Genomic DNA, 19,169 nt, shown 5'->3' with positions numbered 1-19,169 from the left:
TTGCGGATTTATGTTAATATCGGATTCAGTTTGACCGGTCTGAACCGATGAAATACCCGATAGAATCTACGAACCCCGTAGTCCGAACGTTGATCGAAGGAGCAGCTCCGCAGCCAGCCCGGCTTGCGGCCGCTCGAGGCGTTCTGCCATTGCCGCAGGCGGACCTGCTCGAAGCTCTTGCCCATCTTGCGTCCGATGCCGATGCGGCGATCGCGACCGCGGCCAGAGAAACGCTCGCCGGGCAAGAGGCCGCAGCGGTCTCGGCCGTGCTTCAGAGCGAGAATGCACCGCGGGCCGTTCTTGACCACTTTGCCGCCCATCCGGGCGTGGCGCCCGAGATACACGAGATAGTTTTCCGCAATCCGAAGACCTCGCCCGAGGCTATTGTTTCGCTGGCTGAAAACTCGACGAGCACGGCGATTCTTGATTCGATCGCGACGAATCAGCAAATTCTTATCCGCCACCCAAAGCTGATCGACGCCGTTCTCGCAAATCCGAACCGAAGCCCGGATGCCGAACGCCACGTTGCAGAAACACGCCGCGAATTCTTTGAAAAGGAACGCGGAGCAGAGCAGATCGCCAATGAACTTCGCGCTCAGGGCAAAGACGCCGCGGCCGAGTTCTTCGAAAGCGCGGAGTCGGATCTCGACTTCGAGGATGCGATGCTAATCGCGGCGATGATCGAGGTGCCGGATGCGGACACGGACGATTCGTGGATGGGGCTCGAATATATCGAGGAACTCTACGAGGAGACCGACGAGCAGCGGCAGCACGCGCTTCATAAGATAATCGGCGAGTTCAAGGGCGAGGAAGGCGACATTTCGTACGAGCGGGTCTCGATGATCAACCGCGTGATGATGATGGGAATGAAAGATCGGGTCAAGCTCGCGATGAAAGGCGACCGCGAGGCACGGAACATTCTTATCCGCGACCCAAACCGCATCGTGGCCCAGGCGGTCATCAACAATGCGCGGATAACCGAGCAGGAGGTCGAAAAGATCGCGGCTATGCGTGCGGTGCCGGAAGACGTTTTGCGGACCATCGCAAACGGGCGGCAATGGGCCCGCAACTACGCTGTTATCCATAACCTCGCCCGCAACCCGCGAACCCCGATCGCAAGCGTGCTGCCGATCTTAACGCGGCTACAGGCCCGCGACCTTGTAGGAATATCGAAGAACAAAAACGTCTCGGACGCTGTCCGGCGGCAGGCACTTCGGCTTTCACAGATGAGAAAAGGCGGCTAGGAGAGGCGGTCGAAGACTAAGTCGCTATTTGTTATCATCAGGGGTTTGGCGGTCGAAACCTATGGCGGGCTTTTTCGGCAAACTCAGGACAACGCTCGAAATGATCAAGTTCGAGCACACGCTGTTTGCGCTTCCTTTCGCTTTCCTCGGGGCGGTTCTCGCGGCTGACGGCTTTCCTACGTGGCGGCAGATACTCTGGATAACGGTCGCAATGGTCGGCGCACGCTCGGCGGCGATGACGTTTAACCGCATAGTCGATCGCGAGATTGACGCCGCCAATCCGCGAACGGCAAACCGCGAACTCCCGGCCGGCCGCCTGTCGCTCACCTTTGCCTGGGCTTTTCTGCTCTCGTCGGTCGCGGTCTTCGTCTTTGCGGCATATTCGCTCAATTGGCTGACTTTCGCGCTCTCGCCGGTCGCACTGATCAGCGTGCTCGGCTATTCATACGCCAAACGGTTCACCGCCTTTGCCCACGTTCTTCTCGGATGGGCACTCGCCATTTCGCCGACGGCGGCATGGATCGCGGTCCGCGGTGCTATCGATTCCGAAGTGCCGGTCCTGCTCTCGCTTTTCGTTCTGATGTGGACCGCTGGCTTTGATGTTCTTTACGCTTGTCAGGATCACGACTTTGACACGAAGGCTGGGCTCCACTCGATACCGGCACGCTTCGGCATTGCACGCTCGCTTTGGATCGCACGGCTCTTCCACTTTCAGTCGGCCGTTGTGCTTCTTCTGATCCTTGCTTTCACCGGGCTCGGTTGGCCGGCATATCTAGGTGCGGGACTCGTGATGGCGTTGCTCGTTTACCAGCACACGCTCGTCAAGCCGAACGACCTTTCGAAGATGAACGCGGCCTTTTTCACGACCAATGCATTCGTCAGCGTGATACTCCTCGTCAGCTTTGCCGCCGCCGTCTTTACCCGCGAAACCGGCATATGAAACCTGTTCTCAATGATCAGGATACAGGGCTCGGCCGGCTGCTTACCGCGGCCGGCATTAGGCGTCGGTTTGGCCCGGATGAGCTTATCTTTTCCGAGGGCGAGAGTGCGGATAACCTGCCGGTCGTCGTCAGCGGCAGGGTGAAAATGGTGCACTTCCTCGAGCCCGGCAAGGAGGTGATAATCGGCATCTTTGACCGGGGCGAGATGTTTGCCGTGCCGCCGGTTTTTGACGGTAAGTCGTACCCATCGGCAGCGATCGCGATGGAACCGACGGAACTTCTTCTTATTCCGCGAAAAGCCTTTCTCGAACTCATCAGGACCTCGCCCGATTTTGCCCTTGCCGTCATCGAGTGGATGTGTGCGATGCTCCGCGAAAAGACGGCGACGATACAAAATCTCGCCACCGCTTCGCCCGAACATCGGGTTGCCAATGTCTTGTTAAAGTTGGCCGATCGCGAGGAACGAATCGGGCCCGTCCGGATCGAACTCCGGCGTCAGGAGATCGCCGAAATGGCGGGCCTGACGACGGAGACGACGATCCGAGTGATCCGAAAGCTTGCCGACAAAGAGCTTCTTGATATCGACCGCGGCAAGGTGATCATTGATCCCACCGGCCCGCTTCGCGAACTTCACCGGAGTTAGCCTGAATCGACGGCACCTTACTCACGTAATTGAACATCCGATTCGCTATCGCACGGGCACGCAGCTTCATAAAATCGGCCCGCTCGCCATTAAAGCTTTCATCCACCGTCGCGTCAAAAAGCTCGAGCCATCGTTTGAAATGGTCAAGTTCAAGCGGCGTCTTCAGGTTAAGCTCGCCGTGCACTTGCATCGGGTTGCGGCCGTGTTTAGCATAAACGCCGGTTTGGAAAACGATCGTTTCCCAAAAGTCCCCGATGATCGGCAAATGATGAGCGAGGTCGAGTTTGGCGACATCGGTAAAAATGTAGCCGATCACGTCGTCTGCCAGAGCCTTAGAGTAGAACCGCTCCATCAACAGATCGATGTCCTGTCTATTTTCGATGTCAGCCATTCTGATAATTCGATTCTCACGTGCAGCCGCGCCGCCGTTATGCTAAGTACGAGCGGCACCAACGAGGCGGCGCCGCTCATTTTGATTCAAAGTTTCGGGGTCGTAAGTTCGCTACTCCAACTTGTCGACGACCTCTGAAGTGCCGTTCTTGCCCTTTGTGAACATCAGCTTCAAGGCGAACCAGACGAACGCGATGGCCCCGATCGCAAAGATCGTGTCGCCAAATAGCCGCATCCACCTTAGCGTCGACATCAGGTCCGACTGCATAAACTCAGGGCTGCGTGCCGACCAATATCCGATCGCGACCGATTGATAAGTCTGAAGCAAACCGATCGGCAACAGGCTGAGCAATATCTCGAGCATCATTCCGATATTGATCGCCCAGAAAGAGAACGCCAGCAGCTTGGTGTTCCAGATCCTTTCCGGCTGCATTGCCCGCATACAGAACAACAGCAAGCCGAGTCCCAACGTTCCATAAACACCGTAAAGCGCACCGTGAGCATGGACCGCGGTCGTGTTCAGGCCCTGCATATAATAGAGAGCGATCGGCGGATTTATCATAAACCCGAAGACGCCTGCACCGACCAGATTCCAGAAGGCGACCGCGACAAAAAAGTAAACGATCCACTTATATTGATCGAGCCACGGTCTCGCCTTGGAATGGCGGATGTTATCCATCGCCTCATACCCGACGAATACAAGCGGCACGATCTCAAGTGCACTAAACACCGCACCAAACGCGATAGCTACCGTCGGCGTGCCTGCAAAATAAAGATGATGAAGCGTGCCGATGATACCGCCGCTCAGGTATATCGCCGCCGAAAACAGTGCGGCAAAGGCGGCGTGCTCCGCCTTGATCACGCCCAAGCGAGCAAAAAGAAACGCGATAACAGTCGTAGCAAAAACCTCAAAGAAGCCTTCGACCCAAAGATGTACGACCCACCATCGCCAATATTCGACGACCGTCAGATGCGAACGCATTCCCCAAAAAAGTCCGGGTGCATAAAAGAATGCGATGCCCGCAGTCGTTACTAGATAGAGGACCACAAGCGATCGACTGCCATCGGCACGAAGTGCGGGGATCGCGCTTCTTGCGATCAAGCCGAGCCAAAGCAGAAGGCCGACCAGCAAGGCCGCTTGCCAAACGCGGCCGAGATCGACGTACTCGTAACCCTGATGGCCGAACCAGAACCAAAGATCGCCGGGGAGGAAATGCATCACGCTTGCCCATTGTCCCGCCATCGAGCCAAGCACGACGATCAGCAATGCTCCAAATAAAAGATTGACGCCGAGCCGCTGGATTTTCGGCTCATATCCGCAGATATACGGTGCGATAAACAGGCCCGCCGCGAGCCACGCCGTCGCGATCCAGAAAATGCCAAGCTGAACGTGCCACGTTCGTGTGACCACGTACGGCAGATAATCCGCAAGCGGGAAGCCGTAGAAACCACCGCCCTCAACCCCGTAATGCGCCGTGATTATGCCCATCACTATTTGCAGTAGAAACAGCAGCGAGACGATGACGAAGTATTTCACGGTCGCCTTTTGCGATGGCGTGATCGTTTCGCCTATTAACGGATCAGTATCCGGCGTGTCGGGCGATGTCGCTTCTTTGTGCCAGCCGGCGTAGAACCAGACCATCGCACCAATGCTTAGGATCAAAGCGATGACGCTGACGCCGGTCCAAATGATCGAGCTGTCGGTCGGCATGTTTCCGACCAGGGGTTCGGAGGGGAAATTGCTCGTATATGAGATGTCGTTGTCGGGACGGTTCGCCGCCGAGGCCCACGCGGTCCAGAAGAAGAATGAATTCAACCTTCGCAGACGGTCAGGATCAGATTGCGCACCACGCTGAATAGCATAGTCATCACTGCCGTTCGTAAATATCTCGGTGTAATGCGCGAGATTATGCTCAAATGCCCGCGCCCGGAGCGGATCGACCGTAAGGCGCTGGGTTGCCGGGTCATACTTGTTCTTCCGCATCAGATCGGTCAGACGCTGGATCATCGCCGCCCGCTCTTCGCTCGGCATTGAGCTTCCATCCGCCCCGAAGCGGCCTTGGGTCCATTCGTTCAGGATGAAAAGGGATTCGCGGTGCAGGTAGTCAGCGGTCCAGTCCGGCGCGACATAACTGCCGTGGCCCCATATTGATCCGACCTGCATTCCGCCCATCGCCTGCCAGACGTTCTGGCCGTCCATTATCTGCTCGGCCGGGATCAGGACCTCGCCGTCCAATGTCACGACCTCGACCGGTATCGGGGGCACCTGCCGAAAGATCTCAGAGCCGACCCATCCCAGAATGCTGAACGAGAAAATGAACACTGCCGCAAAAAGGATCCAAAGTTTCTTCATAGAATTTTCTCCTGAGCTCGGACAGGCCGCTTCTAGGCGGCCTTGAATTTTGTGACGAGCAGATGCAGGCCGTTCCCGGCCACGGCTTCGTGCTCGACCTCGGCTTCCAATGTGATCAACGTCCCCTTTGTTAATTGGCACGAATCTTCAAGATCCGGCCCGGCCCGGAATGTTCCGTTTCCGGCGAGGCACAAAACCGTGATCGGTTCCGAAGCCTTGTGTTTCTTGAGCACCGCTCCTGCCCGCAATCGGATGTGCAGCACCCGACGAAATGGCCCGTCAAAGAGTTGCTCGGGCTGGAGATCATGCCCCTCGTCAGGCTCGCTGCCAAACGTCAGCCTGCTGATTTCGGTAATGTGGTTCATTGCTTTTAGCCTGCGATCGATTCAAACCTAACGGACAAACGGTCTTAAGAAAATGAGCAGAATCATAAAAACCGGATAATTTTCGCTTGCGCAGAAAGAGGCGCATAGAAATGGCCGGATATTGATGCTCTCATCGTTACCTTCCCCGGTTCGTAGTTAAATTGCAGTGAGGTTGCTGATCAGCCGGGCGGAAGTATCCGGCAAAGTGGGCACGGCCTCGGCCGTTAACGCGATTCGGCAAATCGCTTGAATGCTTCGAGATATGTCATGGATCGTTCTCGAACTTGGGACATCAAGATATCATCCTAGTGCGTTTTCCAAAAAGGTTGCCCAGGCGGACGACATTCCAATGGTTATCATGATGACAATTCCTCCAATGATCAGGGCAATTCCAAATAAGGTAGCTTTATGCACCGTTTTGATCGAGGTTAGATCATAAATTGCAGGAACAAAGATCAAGAGGAGCCACATGGGTAATGCCGCAAATTCATTCAGGTCTGCGGCCCGAACGACGCGGGCCAAGACCGGGGCCATCATAGCAATACCAGCGAAAAGCATCAGCCGTTTGTGCCAATCAGATCTGTTCCGCATGAAGACGGCAGATCCGTAAAGCAAGGAAAAGTTGGCCATATTGACAAGACCACCCATGAACACGAGGCCTTCGGGCTTTCTTTGGTAATGAGCAATGCTTATCAATATCCCGGTTATGACAACCCCAAGTGCTAAGGCAAAGCTCATTTTCCCCAGTTGCATGTGCAAGGCTGGTCTTTTCGCGCGGATCAAACCTGTCTGAATCGCAAAAAGGACATACCATGAATACGTGAAAACCGCGTGGAATATGAGAGTCTCGGATACCGGCGGGAGATTTGCCGGTTTGATCAAGGCGTGGAATCCAAAGCCGCCTGTCACCACCAACAATAGAATGCAGGCGTAGTAGAAGAAAAAGGGTGATCGTCTCGTTTGTTCTGCAGGCATACCTACGCGTGTTGACTGATAGGGACTTGCGTTTACCGGAAACTAGCTATCCGCGCTTCAAGCCGTTTCATATAGGGCCGGTTACGTTAGCGGAAAAACTCAAGTTTTGCCATTCTGCGAAGCGTCCGGCCCTCAAGGCCTTTCGATCGTTCGTCGAGATCATCGACGGTTGCTGGAAAGTGCTAGAACCTCGCCCACCCGCTTCTCATATCGATCGCGGCGTTTCCCTTAACGTGTCGGTTAGACCCGGGAGTCGGGGCTAGGTCAACTGAAGCCCGAACTTCGCACTTGCGACGATCGGGCCCGTATCGCTCCAGACCGGATCAAGCACAAGCCCGGTGAGCCCGTTCGGCGATTCTGCGATCACAACATCGTTCTTGCGTGTGTATGGCGAATCCCCGTGTGCCTTGTACGGTTCGAACGTGGAGTAGGTCCGCGTCGTAAAGGTTTCATCGAAGTAAAGCTGGCTTGTAAAGACGTCCTTCCCGCCGGCAAATACCTTCATATGAATGTGCGGGCATCGGCCTTCATACCAGCCGGGGACGATGGTCGTGAATTCGCATACACCTTCAGAATCCGTCATCTGTGCGCCGCGAAGGTAGCGTTTCTCGTTCTTCGGGGTTATGTGGCCATCCTTGATATTCTGAAAAAGAAAAATGCCGCTTCCGAAAGCATCGCGGGAAAGCTCTTCCGGATAGCCGCTGTAGCGGCCTTCAGCGTCGCAGTGCCATATCTCGACAGTTGCTCCCTCGACCGGCCGGCAGTCCGCCGCGTTCGCGAACTTTAGCCGCAGTGTCAGTTCCTTGCCGGCCCGATCCTCGCGAATGTCCTTTCGCATTTCGGATCGAACGAAAAACGGGCCCTCCGTTGACTGGGTCGTGAGCACACAGTCGCCGTCGAACGCCGGAGCCAGAGTCTGCGCGATCGCTGAGTTATCGAACCAAGAGGTCAACACTTTCCGCAGGATCACATTTTTCCCAAGCCACAGTCCTGTTCCGCCGGCTGCCAAAACGCCAAGCGAGCCAAGGATAAATTTCCTTCGACCGTTCATTTAACTGAACCTCTCTTTAGCTTGATAGGTGAAACGGGCGGAACTCTATCATCAATCTTATTGAATGCAAAATCCCAAAATCTCACGGGTCTAAGAATAACAGTGGAAGCGACGCACGGTCTCGCCTGGCCGGCCACCCGGCCCTCCGCTCGCATCAGGCTTGCTACTGCGGGCTAACTGCTCTCGGCAAAGCGCTTGAAGGCCTCGAGATATTTCAGCGATTGCTTCCTGAACATGCCGGGCATCAGCCAGCCGAAGATTTTCATAAAACCTTTGAACTGAAACTCGTTTTCGGAGGTGTAAAGCGTGCGGCCCTCGCCGAGCGGTTCAAAGCGATTGCGGACGATGTTGAAGACTCCGTCGGCCTCGTAGGTGCCGGTAAACTCACGCGGAAGGTCCTTTACCGAGATGGTCTCGATCATCTCGATCTTTCGGCCATTCATATCGAACTTAAGCCGCGACCTTGCTCCAACTTCGCCAGGCGTGCCCTCAAGATGCTCAAAGCTCTCAAGCCCTTCCATCCACTTGTAGAGATTATCTACGTTGTCAAAAAGTGCGACGACTTCGCCGACCGGCTTCTCAATTTCAATTGCAACGTTGTATTTCATAGTTCTTTCCCATTTATTTCTAAGGATATGCCGCAGTTCTTTTTTGGTAAGCCCGACGCGGGTGAGAAGGATCGCCTCGTATTCGGCCGGTGTGTAGAGCGGGTAATCGGTACCAAAGGAAATGCGCTTGAGCCCGAGCCGTCTGATATATCTGGCAAGCACGGCGAACTCGTCGTCGGTCAGTTTGCGGACGCCTTCGCTGTCCTTATCGAGCGCGACGGCAGAGATATCGAAGATGATCTTGTGTCTCCCGAGCGTCGGGTATGTGTTGAACTTTTCGATAAAGGCATTGAGGAACGCACGAGTCCGCTGACTAAAACCGCCCGAGGTGCCGAAGTGGGCGATGCGGAGCTCGACCGGGCCGAGGTCTTTCAGGATCGACCCGACCAGCAGGTCAATATCCGGCTTGCCGAAGCGGCGATGGCTGTTATCAAAGTGCATCAGGATCGGCAACTTATGCTTCGCCGCGAACTCGAAGACAAGCTTGACCCTTTCCAGTTGTGCCGGAACCGTAAGGTAAACCTGGTTAGCATTGTGGTGCAGCTTGATGCCGTCCATTTTGAGCTGTGTCCGGCATCGCTCAAGCTCCGCAAGCGCGTAGTCGCGGAGCGGGTCAATGCTGCAAAAGGCACGGGTCTTTTTGGGGTGTTTATCACGCGCAGCGGCAACGAATGAATTCTCCCGCTCGACGAGTTCGCGCTCATTTTTGAACCCACCGAAATCTTCCGCCGAATAAACATGGGCCATCGAGATCAAATCTATCCGGCGAATGTTCGTGTTGCGAAGAATGACGTCAATATCCGAGTAATACTCATCCGGCCGCGAGAACGGAATGCCGAGTCCTTTCCATATTCTGATCAGTTCGGGGCTCAGGATATGAACGTGGCCATCCGTGCCCTCAGCGGCCCAAGCTTCGGCCCTCTGACCAAAAACGCTCACGCCGAAGCAAACAAGAACGGCTAGAAATTTGATGTATTTCGCTAACATCATTTCGTGAATACTGCGCAACAATATCGATCTCGGTTCAGCATTTCCGCGGAAACTTATATTCGAAGTTGGTTGGCCGGTCAAGCCCGCTTTTTGTTCGCCATTGTCATCGGGACGGGCTCCGGCAACTTTTTTGATATGATTTGGTTATAAAGCGACCCGAATTGCCGCGTTCAAGTCAAAGCCTATGCCGACCGACTCATCGACCAAAAGTATCTCATGCAATCTGTGCGGTTCGGAAGATTCAGAAGAGCTCAGCACCGTAGACCGCGACAAGAATTATTTGCGGACGGTCATTTGCCGGCAGTGCGGTTTGGTCTGGACCGACCCGCGGCCGAATGAGGCTGAGATAAAGCAGTATTACTCAAAGGACTATCGCATCAGCTACAAGGGCACATATACTCCAAAACCAAAACACGTCCATCGGGCCGGGGCGAACGCCGTAAGCCGATTCCGTTTCATTAAGCCGCATATCGACCGAGATAGAACCATTCTCGATGTCGGAGCCGGCGGCGGCGAGTTTGTTTTTCTCCTACGTGCAATGGGCTTTAACGCGATCGGGATCGAGCCGAACGAGGGCTATGCCGCCTACGCCCGCACCAAACTGAACGCGCCGGTCGAGTGCGGCTTCATCCAGCAGCAGGAACTGGCCCCCGCATCGCTTGATGTGATAACGCTTCATCATGTCTTCGAACATCTCGACGATCCATTTGCAACACTCGGCCGGCTGCGCGAGGCACTGACCGAGAACGGCATCGTTGTGATCGAGGTGCCGAATGTCGAAGCAACGTGCTATTCGCCGCTCCATAGGTTCCACGCGGCCCACCTTTACAATTTTAATCCGGTCACGCTTGAAGGAATGGCGAGAAAGGCCGGTTTCTCGGTGCTCCGGTCGGTCGTGTCGGCGGACGGCGGTGTTGTCACGGCCATCTTCCGCAGGTCCGAGAACGAAAGCGAATTTACGCCCTCAGCCGAAAACTACCGGCGGGTTCGGCGGATCGTTGACGGACACACGAAGTTATCGCATTATTCGTCGCGGCATCCTTTCATCCGCCCGATCCATCGACTGCGGTCGCGGCTCTCGGAACACCGAGCCGTGCGGCGATCGCGGAATGGCGTCGAAATCTTGAATAGGATAGTTGACGAATATAAACGTGAGAACAATTTGATCTAAGGACAATCATTACCGTGCAATTTTCATTTGACAAAAATTTGATAGACATCGCATTCAAGGTCGAGGACGGCGAGCGGCTGAGCTTTGACGAGGGGCTCGCTCTGTTCAACACCACAGACCTCAACGCCCTCGGCAAACTGGCCGATACCGTCCGGCGGCGGAAGCATGGCCTGGTGACTTATTACAACGTCAACCGCCATTTTAACCACACGAATATCTGTGTAGCGGACTGCAAATTCTGCGGATTCTACCGCCGGGCTCGCCAGGACGACGCCTATACGTATTCCGTGCAGGAAGGTATCGATATTGCACGGCGTGCCGTTGAAGAAGGCGCGACCGAGCTGCACATCGTCGGCGGGCTTAATAGCAAGCTGCCGTTCGAGTACTACACCGATCTTTTCTCGTCGCTCAAGCGTGAGTTTCCGAAGCTGCATCTGAAAGCTCTCACCATGGTCGAGCTTGATTTCTTCGCCCGGTTCTACAAAATGACCGACGAAGAGGTTATCGAAAAGCTCAAGGCCGCGGGCATGGATTCCTGCCCCGGCGGCGGTGCCGAAATCTTTGCGGAACCGACGCGTTCCCGCATCTGCGACCACAAATGCGACGGCGATCGCTGGCTTGAGCTCGCCGGCAAGGTCCACAAGGCCGGGCTCAAGACCAATGCGACGATGCTCTACGGCCACATCGAGACCATCGAGGACCGCATTGACCATCTCGTTCGGCTCCGCGAACAGCAGGACAAGACCGGCGGTTTCCAGTGCTTTATCCCGCTCGCGTTCTACCCGCCCGGCACTGCGCTTGACAGCCTGCCCGGCCCCGACGCGATCGACAATCTCAAGACCATCGCCGTCTCACGCCTGATGCTCGACAACTTCGACCACATCAAGGCCTACTGGGTCATGCTCGGCAAAGGCACCGCCCAGACCGCCCTCCACTTCGGCGCCAACGACCTCGACGGCACCATCACCGACGGCGGCGAACTGACCCACGCCTACGCCGCCGAAGGCGAAGTAAAAATGACCAAAGCCGAGATCATCACCATGATCGAAAACGCCGGCTTCGAAGCCATCGAACGCGACACCGTCTACAACCGCGTGGAGAACGTAACCGCTTGAAGGTTAAGGATGTAATAAAATTGATCGAGAAAGATGGCTGGGTTCTGGTAAGGACTCGTGGCAGTCATCGGCAATTTCACCACACAACAAAACCTGGAACGGTCACGGTTTCGGGTAAAGAAAGTATTGACATGCCGGTCGGAACATTGAATAGTGTTTTGAAACAGGCAGGATTGAAGAAATAGTTATGCGATACATGGTTGTAATTGAAAAGGGTGAGGAAAGCTGGGGTGCGTATGTTCCCGACCTGCCGGGGTGTGTAGCCGTCGGCGAAACTGAGGAAGAGGTCAAGCAACTAATTCAAGAAGCTATTGAATTCCACCTCGAAGACCTGACCGAATCCGGCGCACAGATTCCGCCGGCCATGTCGAGAAGCGATTACGTCGAAGTCTTGGCAGCGTAGTAGACGTGTTGCCGTGGCCCAGGCCCGGTCGACCTCGAAGGCACCATTGCCGACGGCGGCGAACTAACCCACGCCTACGCCGCCGAAGGCGAAGTGAAAATGACCAAAGCCGAGATCATCGAAATGATCGAAGACGCCAGCTTCGAAGCAGTTGAAAGGGATACCGTCTACAACCGGGTCGAGAAGGCAAAAATATGAGAACGCATAGAACATGGCGGATAGTGACCAGTTTTGCCGTCTTCTTTTTGGTGGCCTCGACGACCTTGGCACAGCAAGGCGGAAAGGGCGATGACCAGTCGCCTCACTTGAGCGGCTATGTAACCATCAAGAACGTTCGGCTACATTATCTGGATTGGGGCGGAACGGGAGAGGCATTGATCTTTCTCCCCGGTGCCGGTGATACGGCTCACGTTTTTGACGAGATCGCTCCGAAGTTTACCGATCGGTTTCGTGTTTTGGCGCTGACCCGTCGGGGCCACGGCGAATCGGACAAGCCCGAGAAAGGCTACGACGTCGATACTCTTACAAAGGACCTATTGGGATTTATTGACCAGATGAAGATCAATAAAGTGCATCTGATCGGACATTCCTTTGCCGGCAATGAAATGCTAATGTTCGCCGCCAAGTATCCGAAGCGAACTCTGAAACTCGTTTTCCTAGATGCAGCGTATGGCCGTCGCGAACAGTTCTTGGCCACCGAACCACGAGCCCCTCGGCAGATCGCCGAGAAGACATCTGAGGCCCCGACCTTAGAGGATAAGATCTTTGAAGAGTACAACACGTATGGAGATCGATTCGATCCTGACTATCGCCGGATCAAGGCCCCGGCCCTTAGCTTCTACGTAATGGTCGAAAAGCACTGGGCCGGACGTCCCGGGATGGACGACGCTTTGCGAAAACGAATGGAGGAGTGGATCGAGACCGACGTAAGGCCGTATCAGTCGAGCAATATCGAACGCTTCCGCAAGGAGGTCAAGCACGGCCAGGCCATCGTTTTGCCCGGCACTAACCATTACTTCTTTCGGGATCCAAAAGTCTTCGAGGATGTTGTTTCGACCATACGTCGCTTCCTTTTGGAAACGGCACCATAACTGGCGCCACACCCACGCCGACGCCGCGGAGGGCGAAGTGAAAATGACCAAAGCCGAGATCATCACCATGATCCAAAACGCCGGCTTCGAAGCCGTCGAGCGGGATACGGTGTATAACCGCGTGGAGAAAGTTGCTGCTTGAAATGAATGTCCCCGATATGGGACAATAGGAAAGTCCGCGAATGTGAATAAAGACGTTATCTTTCACAAGAGGGCAAGAGAGATCATTAGGGGATTTACCAAAGCCGTTAGGATCAACATCGGCGAACTGTTATTCGACCTTCAGCGTGGCGAGAACATCGGGATGCCGGATGCGAGACCGATGCCGACGATCGCGGTCGGAGCCTACGAGTTGCGGGTCAAGGACGCTGACGGTATCTACCGTGTTTTCTACTATTTGAAGTCGGAAGAAGGAATTCTGGTTTTTCACGCCTTTGCCAAAAAGACGCAGGCAACTCCGCAGAAAGAACTTGAGACGGCGAAAAAAAGATTATGGGAAATGTTAAACCAATAAAGCGTGGCGAAACTGAAGTCTATATTGCAAAGAACGCTTTTGAGCTTTGCGACATTCTCGATCTGACGCCCCAAGAAGCGATCGAGATCGAATTCCGGGCAAAGCTTCGAGATAAGATAAAAGACGTCGTCAAAGCAAAGAAACTTACTCACGAACAAGCTGCGAAACTCGCAGGAACCTCGCGGACGAAGCTTACCGCAATACTTAACGGCAACACCTCCGGTGTCTCAAGCGACCTTTTGCTCAGGATACTCTACTCGCTCGGCTTCCAGACAAAGGTGTCCTTCGTACCCGTTAGAGCGAGCGTCTGAATACGGCGGCGAACTCACCCACAGCCGCCGAAGGCGAAGTGAAAATGACCAAAGCCGAGATCATCACAGATCATTACCAGGATCAAAAATACGGCTTTAGCGCCGTAGAGAGAAACACCGTGTAAGCCTGCATCGCTCCCGGCAGTATTTAGGCCCTCAGAATGGCAACAGCACACACATTTTTGGCTACTGACGAAGACCTTCCCCTTGTACTTAATTGGTTGAGGGATGCAGGAGCTGTACCGGTTGCGGATGGTTTGGAGGTTACTGAGTTTGGGGCAACCGGCCACGAGATCGCCTTTTACTTTCCGGCTATCGGAAAGATCGAATACTATCCAAGTAAGATCGATATATCGCAGTATCCCGAGAATTCGGCAACCTGGTTACAGGCGTTTCTGTGTCGGCTAAGGCAGGAGAACGATCAGGATCGGAAGATCGTCGATTCGAACAAAACCCCATCGGCTGGCTTGAAACTTCCAGACCTTCGCGAAGATCGTTTTTGGGTGACGGGTGAGGTATGGTTTCCGACCGTCAATCTCCGTAAGACATTTCCGGAACTTGCAAAAATTTGTGGTCGCTTTGAACGTTGGATTCGGAAGTTTCCCTGTGTTTTTGATAACCGAACAAGCGACCGCAAAAATCTTTATCCGAACCAACTTGCGCAGGCTGATATTGTAAAATGCATCAATGCATTACCGCACGCCCACAGCCTCCTAGAAAATGGACACCATGTTTTCGATCACATGGTTTCACAAGGAAGTACCGAACACTGGAAGAAGAAATGGGGCTTGTAATGTGGTCGCGCTATGCTTAGCGGACGTGCTTGGCAAGACCTAGAACCTTTCAGTCAAAGCCATGAAGAGAGCCCATGATTCTGGTTGAAAACGCCGGTTTCGAAGCCGTCGAGCGAGACACCATCTCCAACCGTTTGGCAGCAGTGTGAGTTTGTCCTTGAGTTTTGGGTTGAGCAATTAGTGAGTTTAACGATGTCGCGATCTCTCTGTTTTATCGTCTTCGCGTATATGTTGATCTGGTGCGGCGCCTGCCGCTACGAGCCCGGTCTATCTTCGTTCGATAAAAGCGTCGGGGCTCTGATCAACCGATCCTGCAATTTTGAGAAGCCGTGCCAAATAAGTATCGGAGAGGCGACGAACTTCGACTGGGATGAAATGTACATTTTTCGTGCCGGTATCCTCGGCGTAGAGGCAGAAAAAATCCTCCCGGCGGCAAAGGGATTTGAGGGTGAGTTTAATAGGAAGATCGCTTTTTTGAAAGATGGAAAACTCGTGCGGATCGATGAAGCCCCCTCGATTATCGAAGGAGAGCACACGCCACCGGGCATGCTCTTTTTTGACATTGAAGAACCCGGGAACCCAGACTCTCTTCGCTACTCGCGAGACGCGACCTTCCAAGTGACTATCCTCAAAGTGACTCGCGGCGATGCCTATCGGCTCAAGTGCGCAAATTGTACATCGTCGCCCATATCCGCAGAGTTTGGCTCACCCAGCCGGTGAACGGCTCATATGGAAAAGAACGCTTATCGAAGCCGTCGAACGCGACACCGCCTATAGCAGACGTCGCCTCTTGAATTTAAGTATCAATAAGATTTTCACGAAACCGAACGGTTGCATTTGACATATGCAACCGTGTGGTTGCATACTTGCGCCCGTCAATATGAAAAGGGACGTATTTCAAGCTATTGCAGATCCGACACGGCGGGCGATCATTGCGTTGATAGCGATGCAGGCGATGACGCCGAACGCGATCGCGGAGCACTTTGACACCTCGCGGCAAGCGGTCTCGAAACACCTAAAGATACTGACGGAATGCGAGGTCGTATCGCAGGAGCAGCGTGGCCGCGAGATCTATTACCTGCTCGAGGTCGACAAGATGAAGGAGATCGACGAATGGCTTGAGCAATACCGAAGGATATGGGAAACGCGGTACGAGCAACTTGACGAGATGCTTGAGGTCATGAAAATGCAGAAGCCCGCATGTCAGTAAGGGCGAACCGCCCAATGCGTGTGAAAGGAGTAGACATGGAATTTATCGTAAACAAAGAGACAAAGACCGTTTTGATCACCGCAGAGTTTGATGCAGAGCGTGACCTCGTTTGGGATGCCTACACAAAACCCGAACTCCTCGACCAATGGTGGGCGCCGAAGCCCTGGATATCAAGGACGAAGGTAATGGATTTCCGCGAGGGCGGCCGGCGATTCTACGCGATGGTCAGCCCCGAGGGCTTGGAGCGTTGGTCGGTGCAGAAGTACACGTCGATCACTCCGAAGACGAATTTCAAACTGTTCAACGCGTTTGCGGATGAGAACGAGAACCTCCAACTCCCGGGTTCCGATTGGGATCTGAACTTTCTTGAGCAGAACGGAAAGACCACGGTAACCGTCTCGATCTACAACGAGTCATTGGAACGCTTAGAGAAGATGATCGAAATGGGTTTCAAGGAAGGCTTCACAATGACACTCGGCCAACTCAAGGGCCTGCTTGCCGAAATGAAGGAGTAGGACATGAGCGTAAAGAACGAGATAAAAGCGTACATTGCGTCGCATTCCGAGCCCAAACGCAGCGAGATGCAAGCGTTGCACGAAATGATCCTGCAGGTAAATCCGGGATGTAAATTGTGGTTTCTCGACGGCAAGAATGAAGCGGGTAAGATCGTCTCAAATCCAAATATCGGTTACGGCCTCCGCACAATCAGATACGCCAACGGGACAACGAAGGAGTTTTATCAGATCGGCTTGAGCGCGAACACGACCGGGATCTCCGTTTATATCCTCGGTATCGAAGACAAGAAATACCTATCCGAAACATACGCCAGCACCCTAGGCAAAGCGGCCGTGACCGGCTATTGCATCAGATTCAAAACTCTAAAAGATATAAACACCGACGTCCTCGAAGCGGCAATTCGATTTGGGTTTAAGAATACTGATTAAGAAGCTTATTAATGCTTGAGCGCGATTGAATATGATAATACGAAGGCTAAATCCATCATTTAGTGAGAATGTCGAAAAGATGTTGTCGGAGCGAGGTGATCCCCCATCGGGCCGGCATCCATCAAAGCTCATCGACGAATTAACAAAGAATTATTTGGCGCCAATGATGAAAGAAAAGGGCTTTCGAAAATCCGGAGCGAACTTTTGGCGTGACAGCTCGAATGCGATCGATGTTCTCAATATTCAAAAGAGCCAATGGAATGATGCTTGGGAAGCGTCATTTTATGTCAATCTCGGCGTCTACTGGAAAGCATTTCACCGAGACCAAGGCACGGAATTCAAGTCGAAGTTTCCCCGTGAGTACGACTGCACGGTATTTAGTCGCGTTCTCGAACCTACGATTAACGCATGGACCCTTCGGCCAGACTCGGATCTAGGTCAGGTGGGAACAATTCTGACCGATACCGTTCAAGAGATCGCCTTTCCATGGTTTGACGAGATGCGTTCCGAAACGAACATTCTAAACCACTTGAAAAAATTGCGAATCGCCGAGAAGTTTGAGAGCTGGCTAAGGGATCATTCTTCACTTTAGAAGGGGAAACATGAGAAAAATAATCGCCGCAGAATTCATTACGCTCGATGGGGTCATTCAGAACGAGGAGAATGACGGCGACGGTTTCAAGTTTGGCGGGTGGTTCTTTGGGTATGCGGATGAAGAATCGGGGGCGGTGATCCAGGAGCGGCTGGGGAAAGAGGTCGATCTCCTGCTGGGGCGAAAGACGTTCGACATTTGGGAGCCATACTGGCCGGAGAATTCTCACTTTTGGCCGAATGTGATGACGGCGACCAAGTACGTCGCGTCGAACACCCGCACGTCGAGCGACTGGCAGCCAAGCGTTTTCCTCGGCGGCGACCTCGCGGCGAAGGTCCGCGAACTAAAAGAGACAGACGGCCCCGATCTGCACGTTTTCGGCAGTGCCGATATGTTCCAGACGCTCTTCAAAGCCGACCTCGTTGACCGGCTCGAGCTGATGATCTTCCCCGTCACGCTCGGCACCGGCAAACGCTTGTTCCAACACGGCACCATCCCCGCGGCCTTCAAGTTAACCGAAGGCCAGGTCACCCCGAACGGCATCATCATCGCCAACTACGAACGCAACGGCGAAGTAAAGACTGGTGAGCCTACGATCGAAAAACAAGCCTAGAAACTAAGAGTTCACAGCTGCGAGGTTGTGGTAATATGAAGGCGTTATGCCGAGCGTTGAAACTATTTATAAGAACACGATCTTGCCCTTGCCGCCGCACGAAAGGCTGCGCCTTGCAAAGATAATCGTTGAGCAAGAATCCATCCAAGAGTCGGCAGAGCAGCTTTCGGGCCTCAGCATCATAGAAGGATTGAACGGAGCACGAGTATTCGGCGATGCGGCCGAAGTCGATAAATATTTGGCGAAGGAGCGGGACTCTTGGGACAACTAAGATTTCCGCCTTCGTCGCGGCTTTGACACCGCTCCGCTCATATACAGCGTCGAAAGACACGCCGATTATTGGCCTGTTTTGAGATCGTTTTGGCTTACGGTACGCAAGGATTCAATACAGGTCGTAACCAGTAACCTGACTCTGCTTGAAACAATCGTCAAGCCGATCAAGGAAAACGATCAGAGGCTCGTCCAGGCGTATACCAAGTTGCTAACTATTTCCGAAATCGAGCTTTTCGAGATCACAACAGATGTCTTGAAGGCCGCCGCTGAACTAAGAGCACTACAAAACTTCAAGACACCGGATGCGATCCATGCCGCCACAGCAACGGCGGCAAGCTGCGGATACTTCGTTACCAACGATCCCAATTTCAAAAGATTGTCACACCTCGAGGTCGTAATTCTGGACGACGTAATCTAACTCGTTGGCTGTCATCGCCAATTACGAACGCAACGGCGATGTGAAGACCGGCGCACCCCAGATCGAAGAAGATGGGGAATAGGAACGAGCAGCCCGAGTAGCCGGGTCAGAACCCGGAGCGATTGCGACTGGGCTCTTGATCAGTGAGCGGCAGTACAAT

At 53.8% G+C, this 19,169-nt stretch carries 25 protein-coding genes; 19 read left to right on the top strand and 6 right to left on the bottom strand.

Annotated elements, in window-relative coordinates; translation table 11 throughout:
- Positions 1–47: 47 nt before the first annotated feature.
- The 3 genes from IPM21_04270 to IPM21_04260 all read left to right on the top strand — a co-directional run bounded on the left by IPM21_04270 (position 48) and on the right by IPM21_04260 (position 2,828).
- A complete protein-coding gene (locus IPM21_04270; protein MBK9163117.1) occupies positions 48–1,244 on the top strand; it encodes a hypothetical protein in 1,197 nt (398 codons plus the stop codon).
- Positions 1,245–1,305: 61 nt separating this feature from the next.
- Entirely contained in the window at positions 1,306–2,184 is an 879-nt protein-coding gene (locus tag IPM21_04265; GenBank protein MBK9163116.1) for a UbiA family prenyltransferase, read from the top strand.
- Positions 2,181–2,828, top strand: a complete 648-nt coding sequence (locus tag IPM21_04260) for a Crp/Fnr family transcriptional regulator (GenBank protein MBK9163115.1) — start codon at positions 2,181–2,183, stop codon at positions 2,826–2,828. The genes IPM21_04265 and IPM21_04260 overlap by 4 nt, the downstream gene beginning before the upstream one ends.
- Here the strand turns inward: IPM21_04260 and IPM21_04255 are convergent.
- From IPM21_04255 to IPM21_04230, 6 genes are all read right to left on the bottom strand, one after another.
- Complete coding sequence (locus tag IPM21_04255) at positions 2,785–3,219, bottom strand: group III truncated hemoglobin (GenBank protein MBK9163114.1); 435 nt, start codon at positions 3,217–3,219, stop codon at positions 2,785–2,787. The genes IPM21_04260 and IPM21_04255 overlap by 44 nt on opposite strands.
- A 111-nt stretch (positions 3,220–3,330) precedes the next feature.
- Positions 3,331–5,571 carry a nitric-oxide reductase large subunit gene (locus tag IPM21_04250; GenBank protein MBK9163113.1) on the bottom strand — a complete coding sequence of 747 codons (2,241 nt, stop codon included), beginning with the start codon at positions 5,569–5,571 and terminating at the stop codon, positions 3,331–3,333.
- Between the two features lie 32 nt (positions 5,572–5,603).
- Complete coding sequence (locus IPM21_04245) at positions 5,604–5,936, bottom strand: hypothetical protein (protein MBK9163112.1); 333 nt, start codon at positions 5,934–5,936, stop codon at positions 5,604–5,606.
- Positions 5,937–6,236: 300 nt separating this feature from the next.
- Entirely contained in the window at positions 6,237–6,911 is a 675-nt protein-coding gene (locus IPM21_04240) for a hypothetical protein (protein ID MBK9163111.1), read from the bottom strand.
- Positions 6,912–7,170: 259 nt separating this feature from the next.
- On the bottom strand, positions 7,171–7,962 hold the full coding sequence (locus IPM21_04235; GenBank protein ID MBK9163110.1) for a hypothetical protein: 792 nt from the start codon (positions 7,960–7,962) through the stop codon (positions 7,171–7,173).
- Positions 7,963–8,135: 173 nt separating this feature from the next.
- Complete coding sequence (locus tag IPM21_04230) at positions 8,136–9,560, bottom strand: amidohydrolase family protein (GenBank protein ID MBK9163109.1); 1,425 nt, start codon at positions 9,558–9,560, stop codon at positions 8,136–8,138.
- 184 nt (positions 9,561–9,744) lie between these two features.
- On the opposite strand from IPM21_04230, the gene IPM21_04225 reads away from it, so the two are divergent.
- From IPM21_04225 to IPM21_04150, 16 genes are all read left to right on the top strand, one after another.
- Positions 9,745–10,731 carry a class I SAM-dependent methyltransferase gene (locus IPM21_04225; protein MBK9163108.1) on the top strand — a complete coding sequence of 329 codons (987 nt, stop codon included), beginning with the start codon at positions 9,745–9,747 and terminating at the stop codon, positions 10,729–10,731.
- Positions 10,732–10,745: 14 nt separating this feature from the next.
- Positions 10,746–11,846: an aminofutalosine synthase MqnE gene (gene mqnE, locus IPM21_04220; GenBank protein ID MBK9163107.1), complete on the top strand. Its 1,101-nt coding sequence runs from the start codon at positions 10,746–10,748 to the stop codon at positions 11,844–11,846.
- On the top strand, positions 11,843–12,031 hold the full coding sequence (locus tag IPM21_04215; protein ID MBK9163106.1) for a type II toxin-antitoxin system HicA family toxin: 189 nt from the start codon (positions 11,843–11,845) through the stop codon (positions 12,029–12,031). Before mqnE ends, IPM21_04215 begins: the two co-directional genes overlap by 4 nt.
- Before the next feature lie 2 nt (positions 12,032–12,033).
- Positions 12,034–12,249, top strand: coding sequence for a type II toxin-antitoxin system HicB family antitoxin (locus tag IPM21_04210; GenBank protein MBK9163105.1), 216 nt, complete (start codon positions 12,034–12,036; stop codon positions 12,247–12,249).
- Positions 12,250–12,443: 194 nt separating this feature from the next.
- Entirely contained in the window at positions 12,444–13,340 is an 897-nt protein-coding gene (locus IPM21_04205; GenBank protein ID MBK9163104.1) for an alpha/beta hydrolase, read from the top strand.
- 184 nt (positions 13,341–13,524) lie between these two features.
- The gene (locus tag IPM21_04200) at positions 13,525–13,854 is read left to right on the top strand and encodes a type II toxin-antitoxin system RelE/ParE family toxin (GenBank protein MBK9163103.1); all 330 of its coding nucleotides are present in this window, start codon (positions 13,525–13,527) and stop codon (positions 13,852–13,854) included.
- The gene (locus tag IPM21_04195; GenBank protein MBK9163102.1) at positions 13,833–14,165 is read left to right on the top strand and encodes an XRE family transcriptional regulator; all 333 of its coding nucleotides are present in this window, start codon (positions 13,833–13,835) and stop codon (positions 14,163–14,165) included. The genes IPM21_04200 and IPM21_04195 overlap by 22 nt, the downstream gene beginning before the upstream one ends.
- Positions 14,166–14,326: 161 nt before the next feature.
- Positions 14,327–14,959: a hypothetical protein gene (locus tag IPM21_04190; GenBank protein MBK9163101.1), complete on the top strand. Its 633-nt coding sequence runs from the start codon at positions 14,327–14,329 to the stop codon at positions 14,957–14,959.
- 84 nt (positions 14,960–15,043) lie between these two features.
- Positions 15,044–15,679 (top strand): hypothetical protein, encoded by a 636-nt coding sequence (locus IPM21_04185; protein ID MBK9163100.1) that lies wholly within the window; start codon positions 15,044–15,046, stop codon positions 15,677–15,679.
- Between the two features lie 160 nt (positions 15,680–15,839).
- Positions 15,840–16,169, top strand: a complete 330-nt coding sequence (locus tag IPM21_04180) for a winged helix-turn-helix transcriptional regulator (protein ID MBK9163099.1) — start codon at positions 15,840–15,842, stop codon at positions 16,167–16,169.
- Between the two features lie 14 nt (positions 16,170–16,183).
- Positions 16,184–16,684 (top strand): SRPBCC domain-containing protein, encoded by a 501-nt coding sequence (locus tag IPM21_04175; protein MBK9163098.1) that lies wholly within the window; start codon positions 16,184–16,186, stop codon positions 16,682–16,684.
- 3 nt (positions 16,685–16,687) lie between these two features.
- Positions 16,688–17,113, top strand: coding sequence for a DUF1801 domain-containing protein (locus IPM21_04170; GenBank protein MBK9163097.1), 426 nt, complete (start codon positions 16,688–16,690; stop codon positions 17,111–17,113).
- A gap of 79 nt (positions 17,114–17,192) precedes the next feature.
- Positions 17,193–17,705 carry a DUF4304 domain-containing protein gene (locus IPM21_04165; GenBank protein MBK9163096.1) on the top strand — a complete coding sequence of 171 codons (513 nt, stop codon included), beginning with the start codon at positions 17,193–17,195 and terminating at the stop codon, positions 17,703–17,705.
- A gap of 10 nt (positions 17,706–17,715) precedes the next feature.
- Complete coding sequence (locus IPM21_04160; protein MBK9163095.1) at positions 17,716–18,318, top strand: dihydrofolate reductase family protein; 603 nt, start codon at positions 17,716–17,718, stop codon at positions 18,316–18,318.
- Between the two features lie 46 nt (positions 18,319–18,364).
- Positions 18,365–18,589 (top strand): hypothetical protein, encoded by a 225-nt coding sequence (locus tag IPM21_04155; GenBank protein MBK9163094.1) that lies wholly within the window; start codon positions 18,365–18,367, stop codon positions 18,587–18,589.
- A 78-nt stretch (positions 18,590–18,667) separates the two neighbouring features.
- Positions 18,668–19,009 (top strand): type II toxin-antitoxin system VapC family toxin, encoded by a 342-nt coding sequence (locus IPM21_04150; protein MBK9163093.1) that lies wholly within the window; start codon positions 18,668–18,670, stop codon positions 19,007–19,009.
- Positions 19,010–19,169 lie beyond the last annotated feature (160 nt).

This window comes from Acidobacteriota bacterium, from assembly GCA_016716435.1.
GTDB lineage: Bacteria > Acidobacteriota > Blastocatellia > Pyrinomonadales > Pyrinomonadaceae > OLB17.
Note: the sequence above shows the minus strand (reverse complement) of the source record. Positions and strands in the feature narration are given on the sequence as shown.